Source organism: Pseudobutyrivibrio sp. C4 (assembly GCF_900111635.1).
Taxonomy (GTDB): domain Bacteria; phylum Bacillota; class Clostridia; order Lachnospirales; family Lachnospiraceae; genus Pseudobutyrivibrio; species Pseudobutyrivibrio ruminis.
On the sequence record NZ_FOHF01000011.1, the window covers coordinates 1 to 23,637 of the forward strand.

A 23,637-nucleotide genomic window follows, 5' to 3' on the forward strand; every position below is an offset into this window, starting at 1 on the left:
CATTGTCCGTCCCACCCATACATTACCTTCGAATAGTAAAAGCTTCGTAAGTACACCTACATATGGGCGACTTTACACATTAAGGTAATCCGAAAATCTGCTCCAATGATACTTGCAGGTGGTAGCAGGCGGGTGTGCCGGGGGCCGGGGTAGGGTGGCCCTTATACGTTAGAGGCTGGGAGGGCATGGCGGCCTTGATAGGTTAGAGGGCTGGAGGGCGTGACGGTGTTTTGACAAGTGTCTTGTCAGTAGACTATACATGTGGTATACTTGCTGTCAACTGAGATTGGCATGTAAAAGGAGAATTGTTATGTCTACTCTGGCAGAAGAGATTAAGGAGTTAAAGAAGGAAAAGAACGCTGTTATTTTGGCCCATTATTATGTTAATGATGATGTGCAGGAGATAGCGGATTATGTGGGGGACAGTTACTATTTGGCAAAGGTAGCTGTGGATTTGAAGGAGAGCACCATTGTTTTTGCAGGTGTTAAGTTTATGGGGGAATCGGCTAAGATTCTGAATCCTGAGAAGACGGTGTTGATGCCTGATGAGAAAGCGGATTGCCCTATGGCGCATATGGCAGAGGTGGAAAGGATTAATCAGGTAAGGGCTGAGTATGATGATGTGGCAGTTGTTTGCTATATCAATTCTACAGCGGAATTGAAGATGCATTCAGATGTGTGCGTTACTTCTTCAAATGCTATGAAGATCGTAAAGTCATTGCCTAATAAGAATATTTATTTTATTCCTGATGAGAATCTGGGAAGGTATATTGCTAGTAAGGTTCCGGAGAAGAATTTCATCTTTAACGATGGTTATTGCCATGTGCATAAGGCTGTTACTGTGGATTCAGTAAAGAGGGCGAAGGAGGCTCATCCGGATGCGGAGGTTCTGATTCATCCTGAGTGTACATTGGATGTTTTGGAGTATGCGGACTATATTGGAAGCACTTCAGGAATAATTGATTATGCTACTGCATCTGATAAAAAAGAATTCATCATATCTACGGAGCTTGGAGTGCTTTATCAGCTCAAGAAGAATAATCCGGAGAAGACATTTTATTCAGCAGGCTCTGTTCAGATTTGTCCAAACATGAAGAAGGTTACTTTGGAGAAGGTAAGGGATTGTTTGAGAGATAGAACTGGGGTTGTTGAAGTAAGTGATGAAAAGAGGGAAAAATCACTTATTCCACTTAAGCGAATGCTGGAGTTGGCAAAGTAGTTTGCGGGAAAGAGTATGAATCATGGAAAAGAAATATGATGTAGTAATCGTAGGTACAGGTGTTGCAGGTTTGTTTTGTGCACTGAGCCTACCACAGGATAAAAAAATATTATGTATCTCAAAGGATGCCTTGGATGGATGTGATAGCTTTTTGGCACAGGGTGGCATTTGTATGCTTAGAGATGAAGCAGACTATGAGGCATATTTTGAGGATACTATGAGAGCAGGGCATTATGAAAATCGCCGTGAGTCGGTAGAAATCATGATAAAGAGCTCTCAGAGTATAATCAATGATTTGGTTAACTATGGGGTAGAATTTGATAAAAAGGATGGTGAGTTCCTCTTCACAAAAGAGGGGGCTCACTCCAACAATCGTATTCTGTTTCACGCAGATATAACAGGACGCGAGATTACCAGTAAGCTTTTGGCGAGAGTGCAGGAGCGAGATAATATCACTTTGATGGCTCATACAACTATGGTTGATTGGGTTTGTCATGAGAATGTATGCTATGGAATTGTTGTTGCAGATATGGATGGTAAAACAACTGCAGTTGAAGCGGACGTAACAGTACTAGCCTGCGGAGGCTTAGGCGGTGTTTATCCTCATTCAACAAACTTCAGGCATATCTCTGGCGATGCTCTGGCACTTGCTATGTATCACAATGTTAAGCTGGAGAACTGTGATTATGTACAGATTCATCCTACAACTCTGTTTACAAAGCAGGGTGGACGAAGCTTCTTGATTTCTGAGTCTGTTCGTGGAGAGGGAGCAGTCCTCAGAGATAAGAACGGTGAAAGATTTACAGATGAATTACAGCCAAGAGATGTGGTTAGTCATGCAATCTTTGACAAGATGAAGGAGCAGGGAACTGAGCATGTATGGCTCGATTTTTCACCAATTCCAAAGGACGAAATATTGAATCATTTTCCAAATATCTACAACAAGTGCAAGGAGGCTGGATATAATCCGCTTACTGATTGGGTTCCAGTGGTGCCTGCACAGCACTATTTCATGGGCGGCATTTATGTAGATAAAGACAGCAAAACCACAATGGAGCAGCTGTACGCAGTTGGCGAAACCAGCTGTAATGGAGTACATGGAAGAAATCGTCTTGCTAGCAATTCATTGCTTGAAAGCCTTGTATTTGCAAAGCGTGCCGCACTGGATATTGCAGCAAGAAATGACTATAAATCAGCGGAGGATTTTGATAACCTTGTAAACATGGATGGTTATGAGGATCTTCCAAGCATTATGGAAAACTATCATGCAATGGTGGTTGGTGAAATCAAAAAAGAAGCAGACATGAGAGCCGAAAAGGAGGCTATATAAATGAACAATATTACAATGAAGCTCAATGCAGACGAGCTTATCAAAATGGCATTGCGCGAGGATATTTCAAGCGAGGATGTTACTACAAACTCTGTTATGCCAGGTCCACAGGCAGGTGAGGTGGAGCTTATCTGCAAGCAGGATGGTGTAATTTGTGGAATGGACGTATACGAGCGTGTATTCAAGATACTTGATGAAGATACAATTGTGGAAAAGTATGTTAAGGACGGCGATAAGGTCACAAAGGGGCAGCTTATGGCAAAGGTAAAGGGAGACATTCGTGTTCTTCTTTCGGGAGAGCGTGTGGCACTTAACTACCTTCAGCGTATGAGTGGAATTGCAACATACACGAATCAAGTTGTTAAGCTTTTAGAGGGCAGCAAGACCGTTCTTCTTGATACAAGAAAGACTACACCTAACATGCGTATTTTTGAGAAGTATGCAGTAAAGTGTGGCGGTGGACAAAACCACAGATACAATCTTTCTGATGGCATTCTTTTAAAGGACAATCACATAGGAGCAGCAGGGTCTATTACAAAGGCTGTTCAGATGGCTAAGGAATATGCACCATTCGTTAGAAAGATTGAAATCGAAACAGAAACTCTTGAGCAGGTTAAGGAAGCAGTGGAAGCAGGTGCTGATATTATCATGCTTGATAATATGGACGTGGCAACTATGAAAGAGGCAGTTGCGATAATTAATGGCCGCGCTAAAACAGAATGCTCTGGAAACGTGACAAAAGAGAACATAAAAAATATAATAGACAGCGGAGTTGATTATGTTTCAAGTGGAGCATTAACTCATTCAGCTCCAATTCTTGATATTTCGATGAAAAACTTACATGCAGTTTAATCTGCATAAAGGGAGGAACTATGGACGGACAGGCAAGAAGAAAAAGACTTATAGAGATAATTCGAAAATCGGATAAGCCTGTATCGGGCACAGCACTGGCAAATGAACTTGATGTTAGTCGTCAGGTTGTGGTCACAGATATTGCATTAATTAGAGCTAATGGCATAGAAATTACTTCAACAAACAGAGGATATGTATTAGCATCTGAAAATAAATGCAAAAGAATTATAAAGAGTCATCACAATGATGATCAGATATTAGATGAGCTTTTTGCAATAGTTGATAATGGTGGTTGTGCAGAAAATATCATTATTAACCACCGTTTTTACAATCGTTTAGAAGCACCGCTTAATGTTAGCTCAAGACGTCAGGCAAAGGAATTTATGGAGGCGATAGCTTCAGGAAAATCAAAATCCCTAAGCTCTGCTACAAGTGGATATCATTATCACATCATTAGTGCAGATAATGAGGAGACACTTGATATTATTGAGCAGGAGCTTAAGGATTTGGGCTTCTGGTTACCTCTTGATGATTGGATATTGCAATAATATTAATCCAAATGGATTTTGACCTGGTTTCGGCCATTTTCCTTGGCTTCATATACTGCGTCATCCGCTCTTTTTACAAATGATGCAAGGGTGTCATTTGGTTTTGCCAAAGTGACACCTAAGCTAATTGTTATATGTTTTACAGTCACAAAGCATATTTCATCGATTTTCTTTCGTATAGATTCGGCAAATTCTACTGCAGTCTTTTCATCTACATCTGGGATAATATAAACAAATTCTTCACCACCCCATCTGCCAAATATATGGCCTTCCTTTAGGCTTTCCTTAATAATATTTACAACTGATAGGAGCACTGCATCACCAACATCGTGTCCGTAAGTATCGTTAACATGCTTAAAGTGGTCGATGTCAATGAAGAAAAGACCATAAGATGAGCCTTGATTGGTGAGCTCGAGAGCTTCATCTATTTTTCTTTCCAATTCCCAACGATTATAAATTTTTGTTAACTGATCAGTATAAGCTACTTTACCTAACTCTCGATTTAGAACATCCAATTCCTTTGAAGTGCTTTCTAGGAAAGTTAAGATACGTTCTAAAAATGGAATTTCTTGATCAACATTTGTATCCTGAGAGTCAGATTCTTCCACAATATACTCTCTACATGGAATTATACAGTCTGTAGAATTGTCAGATTCTTTTAAGCCTACTGCTACTAAAGCACTATTTAAGTCTCCACCAAATCCATCATCAGTATAGAATAGCTCGGCATAGCCGGTAGTTACTGATAATTCAGGATAATAGTGGGAGTACTGTTTGATTTCTTCTAAATATTTATCCTTCAAAAACTTAACTCGATTGCCACATTCAAAGATGAAAAGCGCTTCTGGTTCAAAATTGTGTACATCATTTACGGATTGAGCAGTGAGAGCAAAGAGATTATCAGGATTTGCATAAGATAATCTAAAATGGTCTCCTTTTTGCACATCTGACGTGAAGGAAATGCTGCCATCTTGCAAATATCCAGAAGGAACTCTTGCAATTTTGAAATTATTTCGCTCGATTATCAGAGGAAATTCGCAAACATTCTGAACAAAGTGGTTATTGGGCGAAACTTTCAAATATTTAGAAAATATATCAACCGCAGGTTTTTTATCCACTTCAACGACAGTGCTATTACCGGATGTTTTGGTGATAGCCATTTCCAAACCGATAGGTTGCCAACCGAGATTGTTGTCCATATATATTTTTAATGAAGTACTTACAAAGGCAACAACAATAAATCCGGTAGAGTATACACCTTTGCCATATATATGAGCAGGATTTAACACTCGAATGTTTCTTCCGGCCTTCGCTCCGAATGTAGGTATATGGTGATGGTTAAACTCATGGACAAAGTTGTTTATTGAAATACTGTTTGCGTAATAAAGTATTTGAAGACATTTTACATTCTCTAAATCTTCTAATGCTTTGCTCATAACGCGGCCAGCCACGAAAGCTGTTGTGTTTTCCATATCGAATTCAAATTGAACAAGCTGTGTTTCTTTAAAATATGTAACAGATAGCTGTAGCGGAAAGCTGCTTATATCGTATTCTTCCGTAGCAATATTTGCAGCAGTCATACCAGTAAGACATGCCTTAGGACATTGGTTTGTAATTTTATTAATCATAGCCTGTTCATCCACGTCAGTCTTTGAGTTATATAATTGCATCAAAATACCAGAAGCAGAGTTGTATGCTTCCGAATTTGAGATTGTACCTAATATATCATCGAGTTCATCTATGCTTTGAAAATAATAGGTTTTTTGAAACATATGACCTCCAAATTAATAGTTTAAAATTATATTTTGTAAGCATATTAACATGATGTTGTGATTATTTTAAGACTAACCTATTAATTTGATAGTCAGAACGGTTTTAATGAAAACAAGGATAAGATATAATAAAAGGCAAGAAATATATGACTTATAGAAGGGAAGAATAATGTCAGCAATTACTAATGATTGGCTTGAGCCTCTCACACCAGAGTTTAAAAAGCCATATTATAAAGACTTATATGAAACAGTGAAGAAGGAATATCACGAGCATCCTGTGTATCCACCGGCAGATGATATTTTTAACGCTTTCGATTTCACACCATTATCAGAAGTAAAGGTAGTTATTATTGGTCAGGATCCATATCACGAGCCTGGTCAAGCCCATGGCCTTTGCTTTTCGGTAAAGCCTGGAGTAAAAACTCCACCTTCACTTGTGAATATATATAAAGAGTTGAACGATGATTTGGGATGTTATATTCCAAACAATGGATATTTGGAAAAATGGGCACGTCAGGGTGTTCTTATGCTTAACAATGTACTTACAGTTCGTGCACATCAGGCTGCAAGCCATGCAGGTATCGGTTGGGAAAAATTCACCGATGCGGTTATCGACATTTTAAATCAGCAGGACCGTCCAATAGTATTTTTACTATGGGGCTCACCAGCTGCAAAAAAGTGTGCAAAGCTTAATAATCCAAACCATTTAATACTTAAAGCGCCACACCCATCACCTCTTTCTGCATACAGAGGATTCTTTGGATGCAAGCACTTTTCACAAACTAATGAATTTTTGAAATCTAAGGGATTAAGCACCATTGATTGGCAAATTGAGAATATATAGTTGATAGATGTGATGTTTTCACAGTTTTTTCACGAATTATTCTTGGCCCCGGTATTGTACAATTTTATTTATTCCTTTATATTTATCTTAGGGTATTTTCGGTGAAAATACACACTTTGTAAGGGATAATGGGGACGTTGTTTTGAACAAACTAAGGGCATTTCAGAAAAAGTATTTTAGTCCAGACCTACCTATAGATTTGGTGTTATTCAATATCATTACTATTGTTGGATTGATTGGTGGAATTATCACTATTCCATTCAACATTATTAACGGTATGTCAGGAATTTTGACTGCAGTTATTTTCGTTTCTGTGATAATAGATGTAGTCTGCATATATATGGCCAACTATATGAATAGGCTGAAAAACAGCACTATCGCAGTATGTTTTGTGGTGGGAATAGCTCTGTTTCCAGTTATGTTCTTTGTTACCGGAGGAATCAACAGCGGTATGGTTTGCTGGTTCTCCATGGGACTTATTTTTATATTCATGCTTTTAGACGGCATGGATTTCTTATTTATGTTATTAACTGATGTGGCAATCATTATTGGTTGCTACGTCATTTCTTATTATCATCCAGAATATGTAGTGAGCTTACAGACAAAGCGAAGCGTATTTTTTGACGTGGTACAATCCATGATGATTAGTGCCTTCGCAATCGGCTCAATTATTAAATTCCAGAGATCTATTTATGAAAAATTATATAGACAAGCTGCTATCAATAACGATGATTTGCTAGAAAAAACCTTGCAGGCTAAGAAGGCTGAAAAACAGGCTCAGACAGCAACAGAAGCAAAGAGTAATTTCCTTGCAAATATGTCTCATGAAATCAGAACTCCAATCAATACCATCATGGGTATGGACGAGATGATTTTGAGAGAAACCTCAGAAAAGGTTGTTGAAGAATATGCTTTGGATATCAAGACGGCTTCACAAAACCTGCTTTCATTAATAAATGATATTTTGGATATCACCAAAATCGAGTCAGGTAAGATGGGCATCGTTAAAGGTGAATATGATTTCATGAGCCTTATGCATGATGTTTTAAATAATATCGTGCTAAGGGCAAAGGAAAAGAATCTGGAATTAAAGCTTAACATTGCAAGCAATATTCCTTGCAATATGTTAGGTGATGACATTCGAATCAAACAGGTTCTTACAAACATCATCACAAATGCAGTAAAGTATACCCAGGAAGGCTACATTGAAATAACCACCACCTGTAAAAAGAGCTTTGGCGAATATGTTGAGCTTACCTTTTCTGTAAAAGATACAGGTATAGGAATAAAGCCAGAGGATATCAAAAGGATGTTTGAATCCTTTGAGCGATTGGAAGTAAATAGAAATAGAAATATCGAAGGTGCTGGCCTTGGAATGACCATTACTCAAAATCTTCTTAAGATGATGGGCAGCACATTAAATGTAGATAGTACCTACGGCGAGGGCTCTACTTTCTCATTTACCATTAGCCAAGAGGTAGTAAATCCTGAGCCAATTGGTGATTTTGAGCAGAAGTTAAAGCAGCTTACTTCAAATTATGAGTACAGCACAAGTTTTGAAGCACCAAATGCTACTTTCCTAGTTGTAGATGATAATGCTATGAACCGTAAGGTGTTCGTTGCATTGCTTAGAGATTCCAAGGTAAAAGTTGTTGAAGCTGAAAATGGATATGATTGTTTGCAGCTTATCAAGAATCAGCATTTTGATATGATTTTCCTGGATCATATGATGCCTGGTATGGATGGCGTCGAAACCTTCAAATCTATGGCGAAACTTGAAGGCAACAAGTGCTTAGGCACACCAGTAATAGCACTTACTGCAAATGCTATTGCAGGAGCAAAAGAAAGATATTTAACACTTGGTTTCCATGGCTTCCTTTCAAAGCCGGTGGTGCCTGCACAGCTTGAAAAAACAATCCGTGATTTTCTTCCAGAGTCGTTGCTGGAGTATCATGAGCCTGATGCAAAAGATGAAGCAAGAAGGAATCGTGTTAAGAAAATTGAGCTTCCTGATATTGAAGGAATTGATTGGGATTATGCATTGTTGCATTTCCCTGATACAAACATGGTATTTCAGACGGCGGTGGATTTTTATGATTCGATAATGTTTGAAAGGGATGAGATACTTCGGTATTATAAAGATATAGACAGTGGAAACACTCTTGAAGATTATCGTATAAAAGTTCACGCAGTTAAAAGCATGGCCAATACAATTGGCGCTACAGCCTTAGGCGGACTTGCAAAGACTTGTGAGTTTGCAGCTAAGGACAATAATATCGATAGAATTAAAGCTATTACACCAATTCTTATTGAAGAGTTGGAAATAATGCATGAAAGGCTGAAGGTGCTTTCATCGGATGTTGAAAAGCCTAAGCTGGAGGATATTGATGAACTGTTTGCTTTGCTTGAAATGTTGAAGATGTCAATTATGACACATGACTCAGAGCAGGCCGACAATATTATGAAACAGATTATGTCATATTCTTATGACGATGATAAACAAGTTAAACTAGAGCAATTAAATCTTCGTATTATGAATCTAGAAGAAGATGAGGCACTTGCAGATATTGAAGAGCTACAAAGCTAGTTAAGGAGAATACAAAATGCGTAAAATACTTATAGTGGGAGATTTCAGTAACGAATCTCCATCAGATGTAAATTCATTCCTTGCACAACATTTTCATACACAGTTATGTACTAGTAGTGCAAAAATAGTTAAGAGCATGTTGAAGTTGTACGCTCCTGATTTAGTTTTGATGGACATTGATGACTTCGAGATGCATCAGGAAGATATTTTTGAAGCGATTCGAGAATACAATGAACAGCTTCCTGTCATAACATTTGGGCGAGAGCTTAAGAAACAAATGTTTATTTCATACTATTATTCAGGACAGTGCAAGCATATTCCGCAGCCAGGCCGTGAAGAGATTATAAAAGAAATCTGCAAGGCTTTTAGCATGAATGCAGATGCTATTTTGAATGCTGTAGTAGAAACTGAGAAGCGTCACATCATTGTTGTAGATGACAACCCAGTACTTCTTAGAAATATGAGAAATATGCTTCAGGATAAGTATCGAGTTACTCTTGCAACATCTGCGGCTCAGTGTATGAAAGCTATGGGACAGGATAGACCGGACTTAATCATTCTTGACTATGAAATGCCAGTTGTAGATGGTAAGCAGACTCTTGAAATGATTAGAGCAGAGGATGATTACAAAAATGTTCCAGTAATTTTCCTTACAGGAATTGCAGATAAGGAGCATGTAGATGCAGTACTGGATTTGAAACCAGCAGGCTACTTTGTGAAGCCTCCAATGCAAACAAAGATTATAAATGCTATAGAGAATATTTTCTTAAAGCAAGCAGAATCTTAAAGCAAGCGCCCTTTGGGGCGCTTTTTTATGCACAAAATGTTCACCTGATGACGTTGAATTTTCAACATTTATACACAATTATGGACTAAAATATAGACAATTATCAGATAATACGGAGGGGATAATATGAGTTTTAAGAAAATCGGAACCAAGATGCTGGTAATGATTCTACCAATACTTGTTATTGCTCAGATAGTATTGACTATTATGTCGGCAACATCAAGTGATGCTCTTGTAGATACAAAAACACAAGAGTCTATGAGTGCAGAGCTACGTGCAAATATTTCTGAGGTAAGTGGATATTTACAGGATGTTGAAACTCTGGCAGATTCAATCGCTATCAGTGTTGCTTCATCATATACATTCACAACATGGGATGCATATGAGAAGATGCTTCAGGATATGATTGCAACAAACGATATCGTGTTAGGATCCGGATTGTGGTTCGAACCATATGCCTACGACCCAGAACAGCAATACTATGGTCCATATGTATATAAGGATGGTGACAAATCGGTTACTACATGGGAATATAGCAATTCCGCATATGATTATTTCGCTCAGGAATACTATACAAATGCAATGGCAAGCGATGGCCCTGTAATAACAGATCCATATTATGATCCAACATCTGGAACAGTAATGTCCTCATGTTCTACCCCAATTGTTGTAAATGGAACAAAGATTGGTTGCGTTACAGTAGATATTGAACTATCTGCAATCACTGAAATTATCAGTAATGTAACTGTAGGAAAAACAGGTGTAGGTATCCTTACAGCTGCAGATGGTCTTCTTATTGCAGGATATGACGACGAAAAAGTTCAAACAGGAGCATATTTAACAGAAGATGAAAATGCATCTGTTGTTTCCATGATGAGTACAGTGCTTGCTGAAGATGAAGGAACATCTGGATATACTTCAGGAAAGACTGATTACAAAGTATACTTTGATACTATTGATTTGACAGGATGGAAGCTTATGGTTTCCATTGATTCATATGAATTAAAACAGCCAATATACCTGTTAATCAATCGTTTAGTAATCGTATGCGTTGTGGCATTGGTAGTAGCAATAGTAATTATTGTTATCGGTATCGGCGGTGTAGCAAAGACAATCAGAAAGGTTCAAAACTTTGCTACAGAGCTTGCGGAAGGCGATTTTACAATTGAGAAGCTTTCTGTAAAAGGTAAGGATGAGCTTGCTGTAATGTCAACGTCATTGAATGATATGTACGGAAATAACAAGGGTGTTATTCAAAGCATTTCAGACTATTCAGTGGATATTAACGAGGCAAGTAATAATCTTAAATCTTCTGCAAATGAGCTGAAGATTGAGTTCGATAAGATAGTAGATATTATGACAGCTGTAAACGAGGATATGATGAATTCCTCAGCTGCAACACAGCAGCTTTCAGCATCTGTTGAGCAGGTTGCAATGTCTACAGACAGCTTAAATGATGAGACTAAAGGTAGCTTGGATCTTGCTATTGATATTCAGAAGAGAGCTACAGAAATCGGTAAGAACAGCCAGGAGGCCTTCGATAAATCTCAAACCTTGCAGTCTAGCTTCGAGACTAAGCTGGAGGACAGTATTGCACAGTCTAAGGTTGTTGAAAACATTGGTGAGATGGCAAGTGTAATTGCAGACATTGCAGATCAGATTACATTGCTTTCTCTTAATGCATCAATCGAGGCAGCACGTGCAGGCGAGCAAGGAAAAGGCTTCGCAGTTGTTGCAACTGAAATTGGAAAGCTTGCAGGTCAGACAACAGATTCTGTAGAAAAGATTCAGGAAACTATTTCTGGTATACAGGATGCCTTTGAAGGCCTTGCTACTAACGCTAAATCCCTTCTTGACTATGTTTCAAATACAGTAACACCAGATTATAAAAACTTTGTAGGTGTTGCTGAAAGATATGGACAGGATGCAGAATCAATTAAAGAAACATCTGAGAAGCTGTCGAACATGACAGAGTCAATTCAGGAGATTATGAACGAAGTAAAATCTGCAATTCAAAATATTGCAGAGGCTACTCAGAATACAGCTGCAAACAGTGGCGAAGTAATGGATTCTGTTTCTGAACTATCTGAGACAGTAACTGAGATTAACGGAATGTCAGATAAGCAAAATGGCATTGCGCAGGATTTAACAAGAGTTGTAAGCCAGTTCAGATTAGATACAGAGACTGCGGAATAATCCGAATAATACAAAATTTTGATAAGGGGTGGGGCCATTTATGTAATCATAGGTGACCTCACTTTTTTATGCATATTTTAGAAAATAATAGTCTAGACAGATAATTTTAATTATGGAATAATCGAATTAATTACGACGAGGTCTAGATATTATGAGTAAGAAAGTTATATTTTTTGATATTGATGGTACACTCATCAATTTTGGCGGGGAATTTCCAGAATCCGCCAAAGAAGCTTTAAGATTGGCTAAGGCAAATGGCCACAAGATTATTTTATGTACTGGCAGAAGCATCTGCCAAATTGAAGAAAGACTATTAGAATTCGGATTCGACGGATTCGTATCTGCAGCTGGAGCGAATGTTACATACGGTGGAAAAGAAATTTTTGCAAACCATATGACGGAGGCACAGCTATCTAAACTTCTTGATTTTATGAAATCTCAAGAAATGATTTACATGCTTCAATGCACCGACAAGGTGGTTGGTACATCTGAGTGCTTTGAGGCGATGCATGAGAATTTCAAGGAACGTCTCAAGGACAGAGTTCCAGAGAATATTTCCAAAATTTTTGAGCATGAATATGTTGATGACAATTTAATAAATAACGCAGGAAAGTATGAAAATGCTGAGAAAATATGCTATTACAAAGCTGGATTGTCGCTTGGGCAGATAAAAGAGATGCTTGGGGAAGATTACTACATTACTGCCATGAGCTTTAAAAATGAAAACGAGTCCTCTGGTGAAATAGCAGTTGGTGGAATCACAAAGGCTGTGGGAATGGAAAAGCTTGTTGAATACTTAGGTATCACAAGAGAAGACACAGTTGCTTTTGGCGATGGACCAAACGATTTTGAAATGATTGAATATGCTGGCATTGGGGTTGCCATGGGAAATGCTTCAGATGATTTAAAGGCGATAGCGGATTTCGTCACAACTAATATCACTGAAGACGGAATATATAATGGGATGAAGGAATTAAAATTAATCTAGGTGGGGTATGAAGAAAAATCGCGACATTGTCTATGAATATCTTTGGAAAGAAACCATAGCTACAGGGAAGAATAATTGGAAAACTGATGAGGTTGCAGAAGCTTTAAATATGCAAAGAACAAATGTAAGCACACTTTTAAATGAGCTTACATCAGAAGGATTGCTAATAAAGTCAAAAACAAGGCCAGTTTTATACAAGGTGGCATCACGCACACAAGAATCCATTGAGAAAAAGCCTTTCGAGGAATTGGTTGGATTTGATGGCAGCTTGAAAAAGGCAGTTGACGATGTAAAAAAAGCTTTGATGTATCCAGCCGACTCATTGAATATTCAGGTGGTTACTGATGCAGGCAGTGGCTCAACTGCATTCTGCAATGATATTTATTACTACGGTTTGATGATGGGAAAGTTTGGCAAGAACAGTCCATTTATTTATGTTAATTGTAGACATTTCAAAAAGAATCGTAGTGCATTAAATGATGTGATTTTTGGAGATGAAAGTGGAATAGAAAAATCAGCATTCTATCAAGCAATGGGTGGAGTGCTGTTTATTGACCATATTGAGCTTTTAGAACCGGAACAATATAGCCGAATATCAGGCTTCCTTGAAACAGGAAGAATCGACAGTGCGGTTGATAAAAGAACGGAATATATAAAGAATCTTGTATTTGTATTCACCATGACATCCTGGGATGATGAGCAGGTTGACTGGAGAAATACTGTTTCTATACCATTACCACGGCTTAATGACAGACCAATGAAGGAGATTTTTAAGCTTATTAAAAACTTTTTTGAAAAGGAAGCTGAAAACTCAGGATGCCAGATTAAGGTAGACGTGGATGCCGTGAGGATATTGATGAATGTGGAATACCCTCATGGAATAAAAACGATGGTAAATGGAATAAAAGGTGCCTGTGCTAATGCATACATAAAGCTTTTGGATGAAGAAGGAAAGACTATGTATGTAACAGGACAGGATTTACCAGAAGAAGTCCAGGCCAATTTCAGACCAATTGGAGCTATTGGTGCACAGATAGACAGTATTATTGGTACTGCAAACTATTTTTCTTTTGGAGATAAGTCTAGCGATGAAGGTGAAATAGAGGCCACCGAAGTTTACGGTCAGTTAAAGAATCAGTATCAGGGAATGATAGACAAGGGAATATCAGCTGATGCAATCAAAAAGGTTATTGGCTCATATCTGGATAATATTTGCTTTGATATGCCTAAAAATCTGATTTCAGGCTCAAACATAAATATAGGCCAGCTGGCTCAGATTGTTGATACAAATGTAATAAACTATGTCAGTCTATTTGCTGAAAGATACAAGCATGACTATGGAAAAGAGCTGTCTGATAGCATGTTTTGCGGTCTTTGCTTGCATATTAATAGCATTCTGAAAAAGGATAAAATCAGTCCAAAGAGAATTGATGATGATCAGGTTAGAGCAATTATCACTCATTATCCTAAAGAATATGCCACTATGTTGGATTTTACTCATGTTTTGTATGAGCGATTCTTCTTAAAGTTTTCAATAGAGGAAGTGGCTATCCTTACAATGTATCTGATAGATACCAAGGAATCTGATGATAGTCCGGTATTGCTTTATGCTATGCACGGAAAAGGGGTGGCTTCTGGTTTGGCGGAGGTTGCCAACACAACCACAAAGGAAAACAATGCATATGCCTTGGAACTTGATGTCAATGAAGATTCCTCTGCAACTAACCTAGCTTTGGAACAGAGGATTAAAGAAGTGAATCAAGGTGGTGGAGTGGTTGTAATATACGACTCGTCTTCCATGGAGGTAATGTTAGATAGCATAGCAGAGCGTTGTAATATAAAAATACGTGGTATGAATATACCGATTACAACCATCGGAGTGGTGGCCTCACGAAATTGCAAAAAAGAAAATGATATTGATAAGGCATATCATGGAATCAGAAAATCCATGAATCATATGTACTACGAATATAAACGTCCAATGGCAATTGTAACCTTATGTCATACATCTGAAGGTGGGGCTGAGCAGCTAAAGAATTACATCAGCAGATATTCAAAGCTTGAAATGCCGATATTTGCCCTTTCAATGGGAAATAAAGATAAGCTTATAAAAGAGGTTATCGAAATCAAGAAAAGCTACAGAATACATGCCTTTGTAGGTACATTTGATCCTGAGATTTTTGGTATTCCATTTATTTCTATTGCAGATGTGTTTGAGTGCAGCAAGGAAGATTTGGACCATGTGTTGATGTTTGAAACAGTTCAAAGAAAATATATGGGCTATGAAAAAGTAATCGATAATTATGGCAGAGAAGCAAAATATCTTACTGCTGAAAAGCTTCGTAAATACGTACCGGATACAGTTGAAAAGCTGGCTGTGGCTTATGATTTGGATGCTGATGAGCGAGTAGGATTGTGTGCTCACATTGTCTATATGCTGGATGTTCTTAGCTCACCAAACTATAAAATCAAGGGAATAAACAATTCAAAGTATTTTGCAGATAACCCTACGGACTATAAGGTAATATCTAATTATCTAAAAGCGCTGGAAAAGAACTTCCATGTGATAATTAGCGATGAAGAGGTGGCGACCTTAATGCGCATTCTCAAAAAAGAAAGATAAACCTAAAAAAGAGTGGAACCGGTAATTGGTTTCCACTCTTTTTCAGTGCGAAAAATTAGTTTGCTCTAGCTTTCAATACGGCTCTTTCAACGTCGTAAAGAGAGTTAGACATGCGAGAGAGATATAAGGCTTCACCGAGCTTGGCAAAGAACCCTTTGCTTTCGGCTTGGAAATTGTTTAAATTAACTTGCTCGTAATCTACAAGGATATTATCGTCTTTCGGAGTAATCAGATAACTCATCCTATATGAATCAGTCAATGAAGAAGCAGTCGCTTCGTAAAATTCCCCTTTTTTGTACTTGTTGATAAGTAATTCGACCTTATTGATATCGGTATCACGATTTTGAATAATGCAAAAACCTTCCTGAATATCTGAATTGGTATAGGCCTCCTGCTCCTCATCCAAATTATCGTTAGCGATTTTCAGTAGCTGGTTTTCCAGGTAGTCAAAGAACTCATCTGTTGTAATAGTAAGTGTTCTTGATATCTTCATAGGGGCATATTAGCACAGTAATTTTATACAAACAAGGTCACTAAAATCCGGATTTTTTAGACAGAATTTATACAAAAACGGAATAAGTACAGAAGAATTTATACACAAATAAAATAAGGCAAAAAAACTATACACAAACTGTATGATGAGGCTAGTGTATGAAAATTAAACTGTGTCTAAAATGTGAATTTATACACTAAGAAAAGAAAGATTGTGCAGTATGTACTAAAAATATATAACGAAAATATTGACGTATTGACACTATTGCACAAAGAATGTAAAGTAGTCACATAACAACTAGCAAGGAGGTATTAGCTATGGCAGAGGTTCAAGAGCCTATCGATGGCGAGATGATTGCTATGGGAATAATTGCCAGTGCAGGTGATGCTCGTTCGTATGCTTTCGCAGCACTTGAGGAAGCAAAGAAGGGGAATTACGAGGAAGCTGATAAGCTGTTAGAGAAATGTAAGGAAGCTGGTGTTGGGGCACACCAGAGTCAGATGGATTTACTTACAGCTCAGGCAAATGGCAATGCTCCTGAAATGGATGTGCTTTTAGTACATGCTCAGGATCATTTCATGACAAGCATGTTAGCAGAAGAGTTAATCAGGGAAATAATCCAGCTCTATAAAAGACTGGACGAAAAATAAAACTTAAGGGTTTAAGAAAAGGAGAGGTAAAACTATGAAAATCTTATTAGTATGTGCAGGTGGAATGTCAACAGGTCTTCTTATGAAGAAGATGAAAGAGTATTGGGAGCAGCAGGGCGAGGAACTTACAATCGACGCTGTTGGTTTGGCTGAATATAAGGATGTATTCCAGGATTATGAATGCGTTCTTGTAGGACCACAGGTTAGATATAAGTTAGAGGATATCAAGAAAGATACAGGTCTTCCAGCAGACGTTGTAAACTCACTTGATTATGCAGTTGCTAACTGTCCAAATATTATGAAGCAAGTAAAGGGTATGCTGGCTTCTTAATATAAAACTATTTACATATCTAGAAGGAGAAAAATTTTATGGAAGGTATTTTTAACTCAAAGGGCATGATTGCCTTGCAGGAATTTGGGCAGAAATTGGGACAGAACAGATTCCTCAGCTCTTTACAGGCAGCAATGATGGGTTCAATGTCACTCATCATGACTGGTTCGGTATTTCAGATTATATGTGCAGTATTGTCGATGCTTGGGGTATCATCGGATTCAACAATCTACACAATACTCTATCAGCCATATAATTTTACAATGGGTTTGGTAGCTCTTTGGATTACAGGTATGATCGCATTCAATTATGCAAAAACAAGAGGTGTTAAATCTCCACTTCTTTCAACAATTGAAGCATCAGCAGTATTTGCAATGGTAGCTTGCTTTGATCTTACACAGGGCTCTTCAATTGCAAATCTTTCAGTTACATATCTTGGTTCACAGGGAATGTTCCTTGGATTTGTAGTTGCATTCTGCTGTGTAAATGTTGATTACTTCTGCCAGAAGAATCACGTACAGATCAAGATGCCAGATGTTTGCCCACCATCACTTGTAAACGCTATGGCAGCAATCATCCCATCATTCTTCAACGCAACAATTTGGCTTGGCATTTCAGCAATTGTTATCTCTGCAACAGGCGGAGCATACAACCTTGCATCAGGATTTATGGCTGTTCTTTCAGCTCCTCTTGCAGCACTTACATCAACAGCTGGTATCTTTGTACTTTGCGCATTTGCTTGCTTTATGTGGTGCTTCGGTATTCACGGAACAATGCTTATGATTTCAGTTCTTATGGCTCCAATCATTATGGCAACATCTGAGAATGCAGCTGCTTATGAGGCAGTAATTGCAGCAGGCGGAACAGTAGCAGAGGCACAAGCAGCTCTTACATTCTATCCAGTTGCACTCTTTGCTTGCATCGCAATTTGTGGTGGTACTGGTAACACTCTTCCACTTTGCTTGTTCGGACTTAAAGCAAAGTCAGAGCAGATTCGTGCCGTATCAAAGGTTGGTGTTGTTCCTGGATGGTTCGGTATCAACGAGCCTGTAACATTCGGTATGCCAGTAATGTACAATCCAATCCTTTGCATTCCATACATCTTAAACTGCTTAGTAATCATGGTACTTACATACTTTGCATACAAGTTTGGATTCTTAAGACCAGCACATGTATACATCGGTGCATTGATGCCTATGGGCTTTGCACAGTTCCTTGGAACATTCCGTTGGCAGAATGCTCTTTGGGATTATCTTATGATTATCCCAGCTGGCCTTGTTTGGTATCCATTCTTCAAGGTATATGACAACCAGCTTGCAGCTAAGGAAGCAGAAGCTAAGGCAGCAGAAAATCAGTAAAGCTATTGAACTGCCGTTGAATAAATATCAATGGCAGTTCTCTTTTTAGGAGGAGACATGAGTAAATTTCCAAAAGGTTTTTTATGGGGAGGCGCTACAGCAGCCAATCAGTATGAAGGAGGCTACCTTGAGGGGGGCAAGGGCCTTAATACATCTGATGTTATGACAGCCGGAAGTCACACTGTTCCACGTAGAATTACATGGAAAAATGAAAAGACAGGTGAGACAGGTTACACAGGAATGGGTTTTGGAAGTGATATGACATTTCCAGAGGGAGCTGTTCCAGCAGTACTAGAAAACACATATTATCCGAGTCACGTTGCGACAGATTTCTACCATCATTTTAAGGAAGATATTGCATATATGGGGGAGATGGGGTTTAAAACATTTCGTCTTTCTATGAACTGGGCTCGAATCTTTCCAAATGGAGATGATGACCAGGCAAATGAAGAAGGTCTCAAGTTTTATGATGAGGTTTTCGACGAGTGTAAAAAATATGGTATCGAGCCACTAGTTACACTTTCACATTACGAAACCCCACTTCAGCTTCTTATCAACTACGGGGGCTGGAAAAATAGAAAGCTTATAGGCTTTTTTGAAAAATACGCAAGAACAGTATTTGAAAGATATAAAGGAAAGGTTAAATATTACCTTACATTTAATGAAATTAATATTATGGACATGGCTCCATACATGGGCGGCGGAATGATGGATAATTCTGACCAGGCAAAAGCCCAGGGTGCACACAATCAATTTGTTGCCAGTGCTCTTGCAGTAAAAGCAGCTCATGAAATTGATCCAGAAATTAAGGTGGGACAGATGCTTGCATATGCACCACTTTATCCATACACATGTGATCCAGCTGATCAGATTCTTCAGCTTGAAATGTCACAGCACACATTATTCTATTCTGATGTACAGACTGGAGGATTTTATCCAGAGTATAGACTGAAGGAATATGAAAGAAAAGGAATAGTATTAGATGATACTCCAGAGGATTATGAGTTAATCAAAAACTATTCATCAGATTTCCTTAGCTTCTCATGCTATGGTGGGCACACACTCACAACTCATAAAGATGTGGAAGGCTCAGGCGGCAACTTCTTTATGGGAGTTAAAAATCCATACATGGAGACAAATGCATGGGGATGGGCAACTGATCCAGCTTGTTTAAGACTTGCATGCAATACACTTTATTATCGCTATCGCAAACCAATTTGGATTGTAGAAAATGGTATAGGCTGGAGTGATGTTAAGGAAGCCGATGGAAGTGTTCACGATGATTATCGTATTGATTACTTGAGAAAGAACATTAAATCTATGTCAGATGCAATCAATTTAGATGGTGTAGATTTGATGGGCTACACAATGTGGGGATGCATTGATTTAGTATCTGCAGGTACAGGCGAGATGAAAAAACGCTATGGCTTCGTGTATGTAGATATGGATGATGAAGGAAATGGTACACTAGAGCGTTCTAAGAAGGACAGCTTTGAGTGGTACAAAAAAGTAATTGCCTCAGATGGCGAAGATTTAGATTAAAGGGGAAAGAGAAAATGGTAAGTTTCAATTATACAATCACAGATGAAGTAGGAATTCATGCAAGACCAGCTAGCCTTTTGGTTACAGAGGCAAAGAGCCATGCAGATAAAATCACAATAGTTAAAGGCGAAAAGAGCGCCGATGCAAAGAAGCTAATGGGATTATTGTCACTTGGTGCAAAGCAAGGGGAGGAAGTTACTGTACAGGTTGAGGGAGAGACAGAGGCTGACACCTTGGTTAAGCTTGAAGAATATTTCAAAAACAATTTGTAGGAAGTAATGATTATGAAAAAACTCACTGGAAAGAAAGTCTTCAATGGTGTTGCCATTGGAAAGATATATTTTTACGCAAAAAAAGAAAATATAGTAACAAGAACAAAAATCACAGATACAGATGCAGAGTGGCAAAGATATTTGGATGCAAGGGAAGAGGCAATTTCCCAGCTTACTGCTTTGTACGAGAAAACAAAAAAGATTGCATCAGAGGAAGAAGCTGAAATTTTCAATGTTCATATCATGATGCTTGAGGACGAGTTTAGCGATTCAATTGAGAACATGATAAAAACTCAAAACGTAAATGCGGAGTATGCAACAGCTCAGACTGGTGATAACTTTGCGGATATGTTTGCAAATATGGATGATGATTATTTCAAGGCAAGAGCTGCAGATGTAAAAGATATTGCAGAGCGAGTAATCTCAATTCTGCTTGGAAATCAATCAGGTGAGACAAACTTTGATGAGCCTGTAATTGTTGTTGCAGAGGATTTATCTCCAAGTGAAACTGTTCAGATGGATAAGGACAAAATTCTAGCTTTTGTAACAAAGCTTGGATCTGAAAATTCTCATACAGCTATTCTTGCAAGAACAATGGGAATACCTGCTCTTGTTGGTGCAGCAGAAGTATCTGAGGATTTATATGGAAAAGAAGCAATAGTTGATGGTACTGAAGGCTTAATGATTGTTGAACCTGATAAGGAGACATTAGAAAACTACGAAAAGGTTCGCGAGCAGAACAGACGTCAGAAGGAATTGCTTAAAGAGCTGAGGAATAAAGACACTGTTACTAAGAGTGGCAGAAAAGTAAATCTGTATGCAAACATTGGTAGTATCGGTGATTTAAATTCTGTTCTTGTAAATGGCGCAGAAGGCATTGGTCTTTTCAGAAGTGAGTTTATTTATTTGAAATCAGATAGTTATCCTACAGAGGAGGAGCAGTTTAAAATCTATCGTCAGGTAGCAGAAACAATGGCCGGTAAAAAGGTTATAATCCGAACACTAGACATTGGTGCGGACAAGCAGGTAGATTATTTTGATTTAGGACATGAGGATAATCCTGCTCTTGGATTTAGAGCTATTAGAATTTGTCTGGAACGCCCAGATGTTTTCAAAACTCAGCTGAGAGCTTTGTACAGAGCAAGCTACTATGGAAATATATCAATTATGTTTCCAATGATTATCTCTGTTGATGAAGTTAAGCGAATAAAGGAAATAGTAGCAGAGGTAAAGCGTGAACTGGATGAAGATGGAATTCAGTATAAGGATGTAGAGCTGGGGGTAATGATTGAAACACCAGCAGCTGTAATGATGAGTGAGGAAATTGGAAAAGAGGTTGATTTCTTCTCTATAGGAACCAATGACTTAACTCAGTATACACTTGCCATTGACAGACAGAATCAGCGCTTGGAAAACTTCTATAATCCACATCATCCAGCAATTTTGAAGATGTTGAAAATGATTGTGGATAATGGGCATAAGAGTGATTGTTGGGTTGGCATTTGTGGAGAACTAGGTGCTGACCTGGAACTTACAAAAACTTTTGTTGAAATGGGATTTGACGAATTATCAGTCAGCCCTGCAATGGTACTTCCAGTTAGGGAAGCAATTAGAAATATGGATTAATACTTGGAGGATTTAAATATGTCATTTCCAAAGGACTTTTTATGGGGCGGTGCTGTAGCAGCAAACCAGTGGGAAGGCGCCTGGGATGTAGATGGAAGAGGCCCTGCAAAGACAGACGTTACAACAGGCGGTACAGTAAACACACCTAGATATATCACATACATAGACAAGGATGGCAATCCTGGAAAGGTAATGCAATTTGGTAAAATTCCAGAAGGTGCAAAATTTGCAGTTTTAGAGGATTACCACTATCCAAATCATAACGCAGTTGATGGCTACCATCACTACAAAGAGGATGTTGCACTTATGGCAGAAATGGGATTTAAGCAGTTTAGAACTTCCATTTCATGGTCAAGACTTTATCCTACCGGATTGGAGAAAGAGCCAAACAAAGAAGGAGTTGAATTCTACAGAAATCTTTTTACAGAGTTAAAGACACACGGAATTGAACCACTTGTTACACTATGGCATTTTGATACACCTTTATATATAGAGCAAAACTTAGGTGACTGGAAGAATCGTGATACAATCGAGCTTTTTGTTCGCTATGTAACAACCTGCTTCACAGAATTCAAAGGCTTAGTTCACAACTGGCTTACATTCAACGAAATCAACAATACAATCCAGTTCCTTGATATGATGGGCAACCCATCGGACAAGGACTTCCAGGATTCATATCAGCATTTACACTATCAGTTTGTTGCATCTGCAAAGGCAGTTCAGATAGGACACGCCATCGATCCAACAAACAGAATCGGCTGCATGATTTGTGGTATCACATGGTATCCTGCAACATGCGACCCAAACGACATACTTGCAAATCGTCATGCATGGGAGAGAAATATATTCTACTGTGGAGATGTTCAATGCAAAGGCGAATACGGCACATATGCAAAACGTCTTTGGAAAGAGCACAATGTAAATCTCGATATCACAGAAGAAGACTTGGCTGACCTCAAGAGAGGCACTGTTGATATGTACACATTCTCTTACTACATGTCACAGCTTGTAACTACACATGAGGTAAAGGAAAAGGTAGGCGGCAACTTCTCAGCTGGTGCAAAAAATGAGTACCTTCAGTACAGCGACTGGGGCTGGGCTACCGACGCTACAGGCTTACAGTACTACCTTGAAACAATCTACGACAGATATCAGATCCCACTCATGGTTGTAGAAAACGGACTTGGTGCCTACGATACAGTAGAAGCCGACGGAAGCATCCACGATGACTACCGAATTGACTACTATCGTCCACACATCCAGGCAATGTCAAACGCCATCGACAACGGCGTAGACCTGATTGGCTACACAACCTGGGGCTGCATCGACGTAGTATCTGCCGGCACAGGTGAAATGCGCAAGCGCTATGGATTCATCTACGTAGACATGGACGACGAAGGCAACGGAACCATGGCCCGCAGCCGCAAAGACTCCTTCTTCTGGTACAAGAAAGTCATCGAAAGTAACGGCACCCACTTAGACTAGTAAAATGGCCGGGCTCCCCCACTGTGGTACGGGCGCTGGCACTGCCCTGTGGAGACATCGCATGAATATTATGTTTTTCTAAAGCACAAGGAGCCCGCACTTGTTAGCTGTCGTCTTTTGCAGGTCTGTACATT

Annotated in this window: 19 protein-coding genes; 17 read left to right on the plus strand and 2 right to left on the minus strand. The window is 38.7% G+C overall.

What is annotated here, in order from left to right; all coding sequences use genetic code 11:
* The first annotated feature begins 310 nt into the window (after nucleotides 1–310).
* The 4 genes from nadA to BMY66_RS13025 are packed head-to-tail and all read left to right on the plus strand — an operon-like array spanning nucleotide 311 to nucleotide 3,949.
* Entirely contained in the window at nucleotides 311–1,219 is a 909-nt protein-coding gene (nadA, locus tag BMY66_RS13010; RefSeq protein ID WP_090395432.1) for a quinolinate synthase NadA, read from the plus strand.
* A gap of 22 nt (nucleotides 1,220–1,241) precedes the next feature.
* The gene (locus tag BMY66_RS13015) at nucleotides 1,242–2,549 is read left to right on the plus strand and encodes an L-aspartate oxidase (RefSeq protein WP_090395433.1); all 1,308 of its coding nucleotides are present in this window, start codon (nucleotides 1,242–1,244) and stop codon (nucleotides 2,547–2,549) included.
* Nucleotides 2,550–3,401 carry a carboxylating nicotinate-nucleotide diphosphorylase gene (gene nadC / locus BMY66_RS13020; protein ID WP_074792302.1) on the plus strand — a complete coding sequence of 284 codons (852 nt, stop codon included), beginning with the start codon at nucleotides 2,550–2,552 and terminating at the stop codon, nucleotides 3,399–3,401. It abuts the gene before it with no gap.
* 20 nt (nucleotides 3,402–3,421) lie between these two features.
* Entirely contained in the window at nucleotides 3,422–3,949 is a 528-nt protein-coding gene (locus BMY66_RS13025) for a transcription repressor NadR (protein WP_090395434.1), read from the plus strand.
* A 2-nt stretch (nucleotides 3,950–3,951) separates the two neighbouring features.
* Here the strand turns inward: BMY66_RS13025 and BMY66_RS13030 are convergent, their stop codons facing one another.
* Nucleotides 3,952–5,721: a sensor domain-containing diguanylate cyclase gene (locus BMY66_RS13030; RefSeq protein ID WP_090395435.1), complete on the minus strand. Its 1,770-nt coding sequence runs from the start codon at nucleotides 5,719–5,721 to the stop codon at nucleotides 3,952–3,954.
* A gap of 169 nt (nucleotides 5,722–5,890) precedes the next feature.
* On the opposite strand from BMY66_RS13030, the gene ung reads away from it, so the two are divergent.
* The 6 genes from ung to BMY66_RS13060 all read left to right on the plus strand — a co-directional run bounded on the left by ung (nucleotide 5,891) and on the right by BMY66_RS13060 (nucleotide 15,746).
* Nucleotides 5,891–6,565, plus strand: a complete 675-nt coding sequence (gene ung, locus BMY66_RS13035) for a uracil-DNA glycosylase (protein WP_044936293.1) — start codon at nucleotides 5,891–5,893, stop codon at nucleotides 6,563–6,565.
* A 142-nt stretch (nucleotides 6,566–6,707) separates the two neighbouring features.
* On the plus strand, nucleotides 6,708–9,152 hold the full coding sequence (locus BMY66_RS13040; RefSeq protein WP_090395436.1) for an ATP-binding protein: 2,445 nt from the start codon (nucleotides 6,708–6,710) through the stop codon (nucleotides 9,150–9,152).
* A 16-nt stretch (nucleotides 9,153–9,168) separates the two neighbouring features.
* The gene (locus BMY66_RS13045; protein WP_074792295.1) at nucleotides 9,169–9,939 is read left to right on the plus strand and encodes a response regulator; all 771 of its coding nucleotides are present in this window, start codon (nucleotides 9,169–9,171) and stop codon (nucleotides 9,937–9,939) included.
* A gap of 126 nt (nucleotides 9,940–10,065) precedes the next feature.
* On the plus strand, nucleotides 10,066–12,135 hold the full coding sequence (locus BMY66_RS13050; RefSeq protein WP_090395437.1) for a methyl-accepting chemotaxis protein: 2,070 nt from the start codon (nucleotides 10,066–10,068) through the stop codon (nucleotides 12,133–12,135).
* A 151-nt stretch (nucleotides 12,136–12,286) separates the two neighbouring features.
* Nucleotides 12,287–13,123 (plus strand): HAD family hydrolase, encoded by an 837-nt coding sequence (locus BMY66_RS13055; protein WP_090395438.1) that lies wholly within the window; start codon nucleotides 12,287–12,289, stop codon nucleotides 13,121–13,123.
* 7 nt (nucleotides 13,124–13,130) lie between these two features.
* Complete coding sequence (locus BMY66_RS13060) at nucleotides 13,131–15,746, plus strand: PRD domain-containing protein (RefSeq protein ID WP_090395439.1); 2,616 nt, start codon at nucleotides 13,131–13,133, stop codon at nucleotides 15,744–15,746.
* 55 nt (nucleotides 15,747–15,801) lie between these two features.
* Here the strand turns inward: BMY66_RS13060 and BMY66_RS13065 are convergent, their stop codons facing one another.
* A complete protein-coding gene (locus BMY66_RS13065; protein WP_090395440.1) occupies nucleotides 15,802–16,239 on the minus strand; it encodes a DUF3284 domain-containing protein in 438 nt (145 codons plus the stop codon).
* Between the two features lie 317 nt (nucleotides 16,240–16,556).
* On the opposite strand from BMY66_RS13065, the gene BMY66_RS13070 reads away from it, so the two are divergent.
* The 7 genes from BMY66_RS13070 to BMY66_RS13100 are packed head-to-tail and all read left to right on the plus strand — an operon-like array spanning nucleotide 16,557 to nucleotide 23,503.
* Nucleotides 16,557–16,889 carry a PTS lactose/cellobiose transporter subunit IIA gene (locus tag BMY66_RS13070; protein WP_090395441.1) on the plus strand — a complete coding sequence of 111 codons (333 nt, stop codon included), beginning with the start codon at nucleotides 16,557–16,559 and terminating at the stop codon, nucleotides 16,887–16,889.
* Between the two features lie 34 nt (nucleotides 16,890–16,923).
* Nucleotides 16,924–17,220, plus strand: a complete 297-nt coding sequence (locus BMY66_RS13075; protein ID WP_090395442.1) for a PTS sugar transporter subunit IIB — start codon at nucleotides 16,924–16,926, stop codon at nucleotides 17,218–17,220.
* A 38-nt stretch (nucleotides 17,221–17,258) separates the two neighbouring features.
* Complete coding sequence (locus BMY66_RS13080) at nucleotides 17,259–18,578, plus strand: PTS sugar transporter subunit IIC (protein WP_090395443.1); 1,320 nt, start codon at nucleotides 17,259–17,261, stop codon at nucleotides 18,576–18,578.
* Between the two features lie 57 nt (nucleotides 18,579–18,635).
* Nucleotides 18,636–20,120 carry a family 1 glycosylhydrolase gene (locus BMY66_RS13085; protein WP_090395444.1) on the plus strand — a complete coding sequence of 495 codons (1,485 nt, stop codon included), beginning with the start codon at nucleotides 18,636–18,638 and terminating at the stop codon, nucleotides 20,118–20,120.
* Nucleotides 20,121–20,134: 14 nt separating this feature from the next.
* Nucleotides 20,135–20,392 (plus strand): HPr family phosphocarrier protein, encoded by a 258-nt coding sequence (locus BMY66_RS13090; protein ID WP_090395445.1) that lies wholly within the window; start codon nucleotides 20,135–20,137, stop codon nucleotides 20,390–20,392.
* 12 nt (nucleotides 20,393–20,404) lie between these two features.
* Nucleotides 20,405–22,018 carry a phosphoenolpyruvate--protein phosphotransferase gene (ptsP, locus tag BMY66_RS13095; protein WP_090395446.1) on the plus strand — a complete coding sequence of 538 codons (1,614 nt, stop codon included), beginning with the start codon at nucleotides 20,405–20,407 and terminating at the stop codon, nucleotides 22,016–22,018.
* Between the two features lie 18 nt (nucleotides 22,019–22,036).
* Complete coding sequence (locus BMY66_RS13100) at nucleotides 22,037–23,503, plus strand: glycoside hydrolase family 1 protein (protein WP_090395447.1); 1,467 nt, start codon at nucleotides 22,037–22,039, stop codon at nucleotides 23,501–23,503.
* The last annotated feature ends 134 nt before the right edge of the window (nucleotides 23,504–23,637 follow it).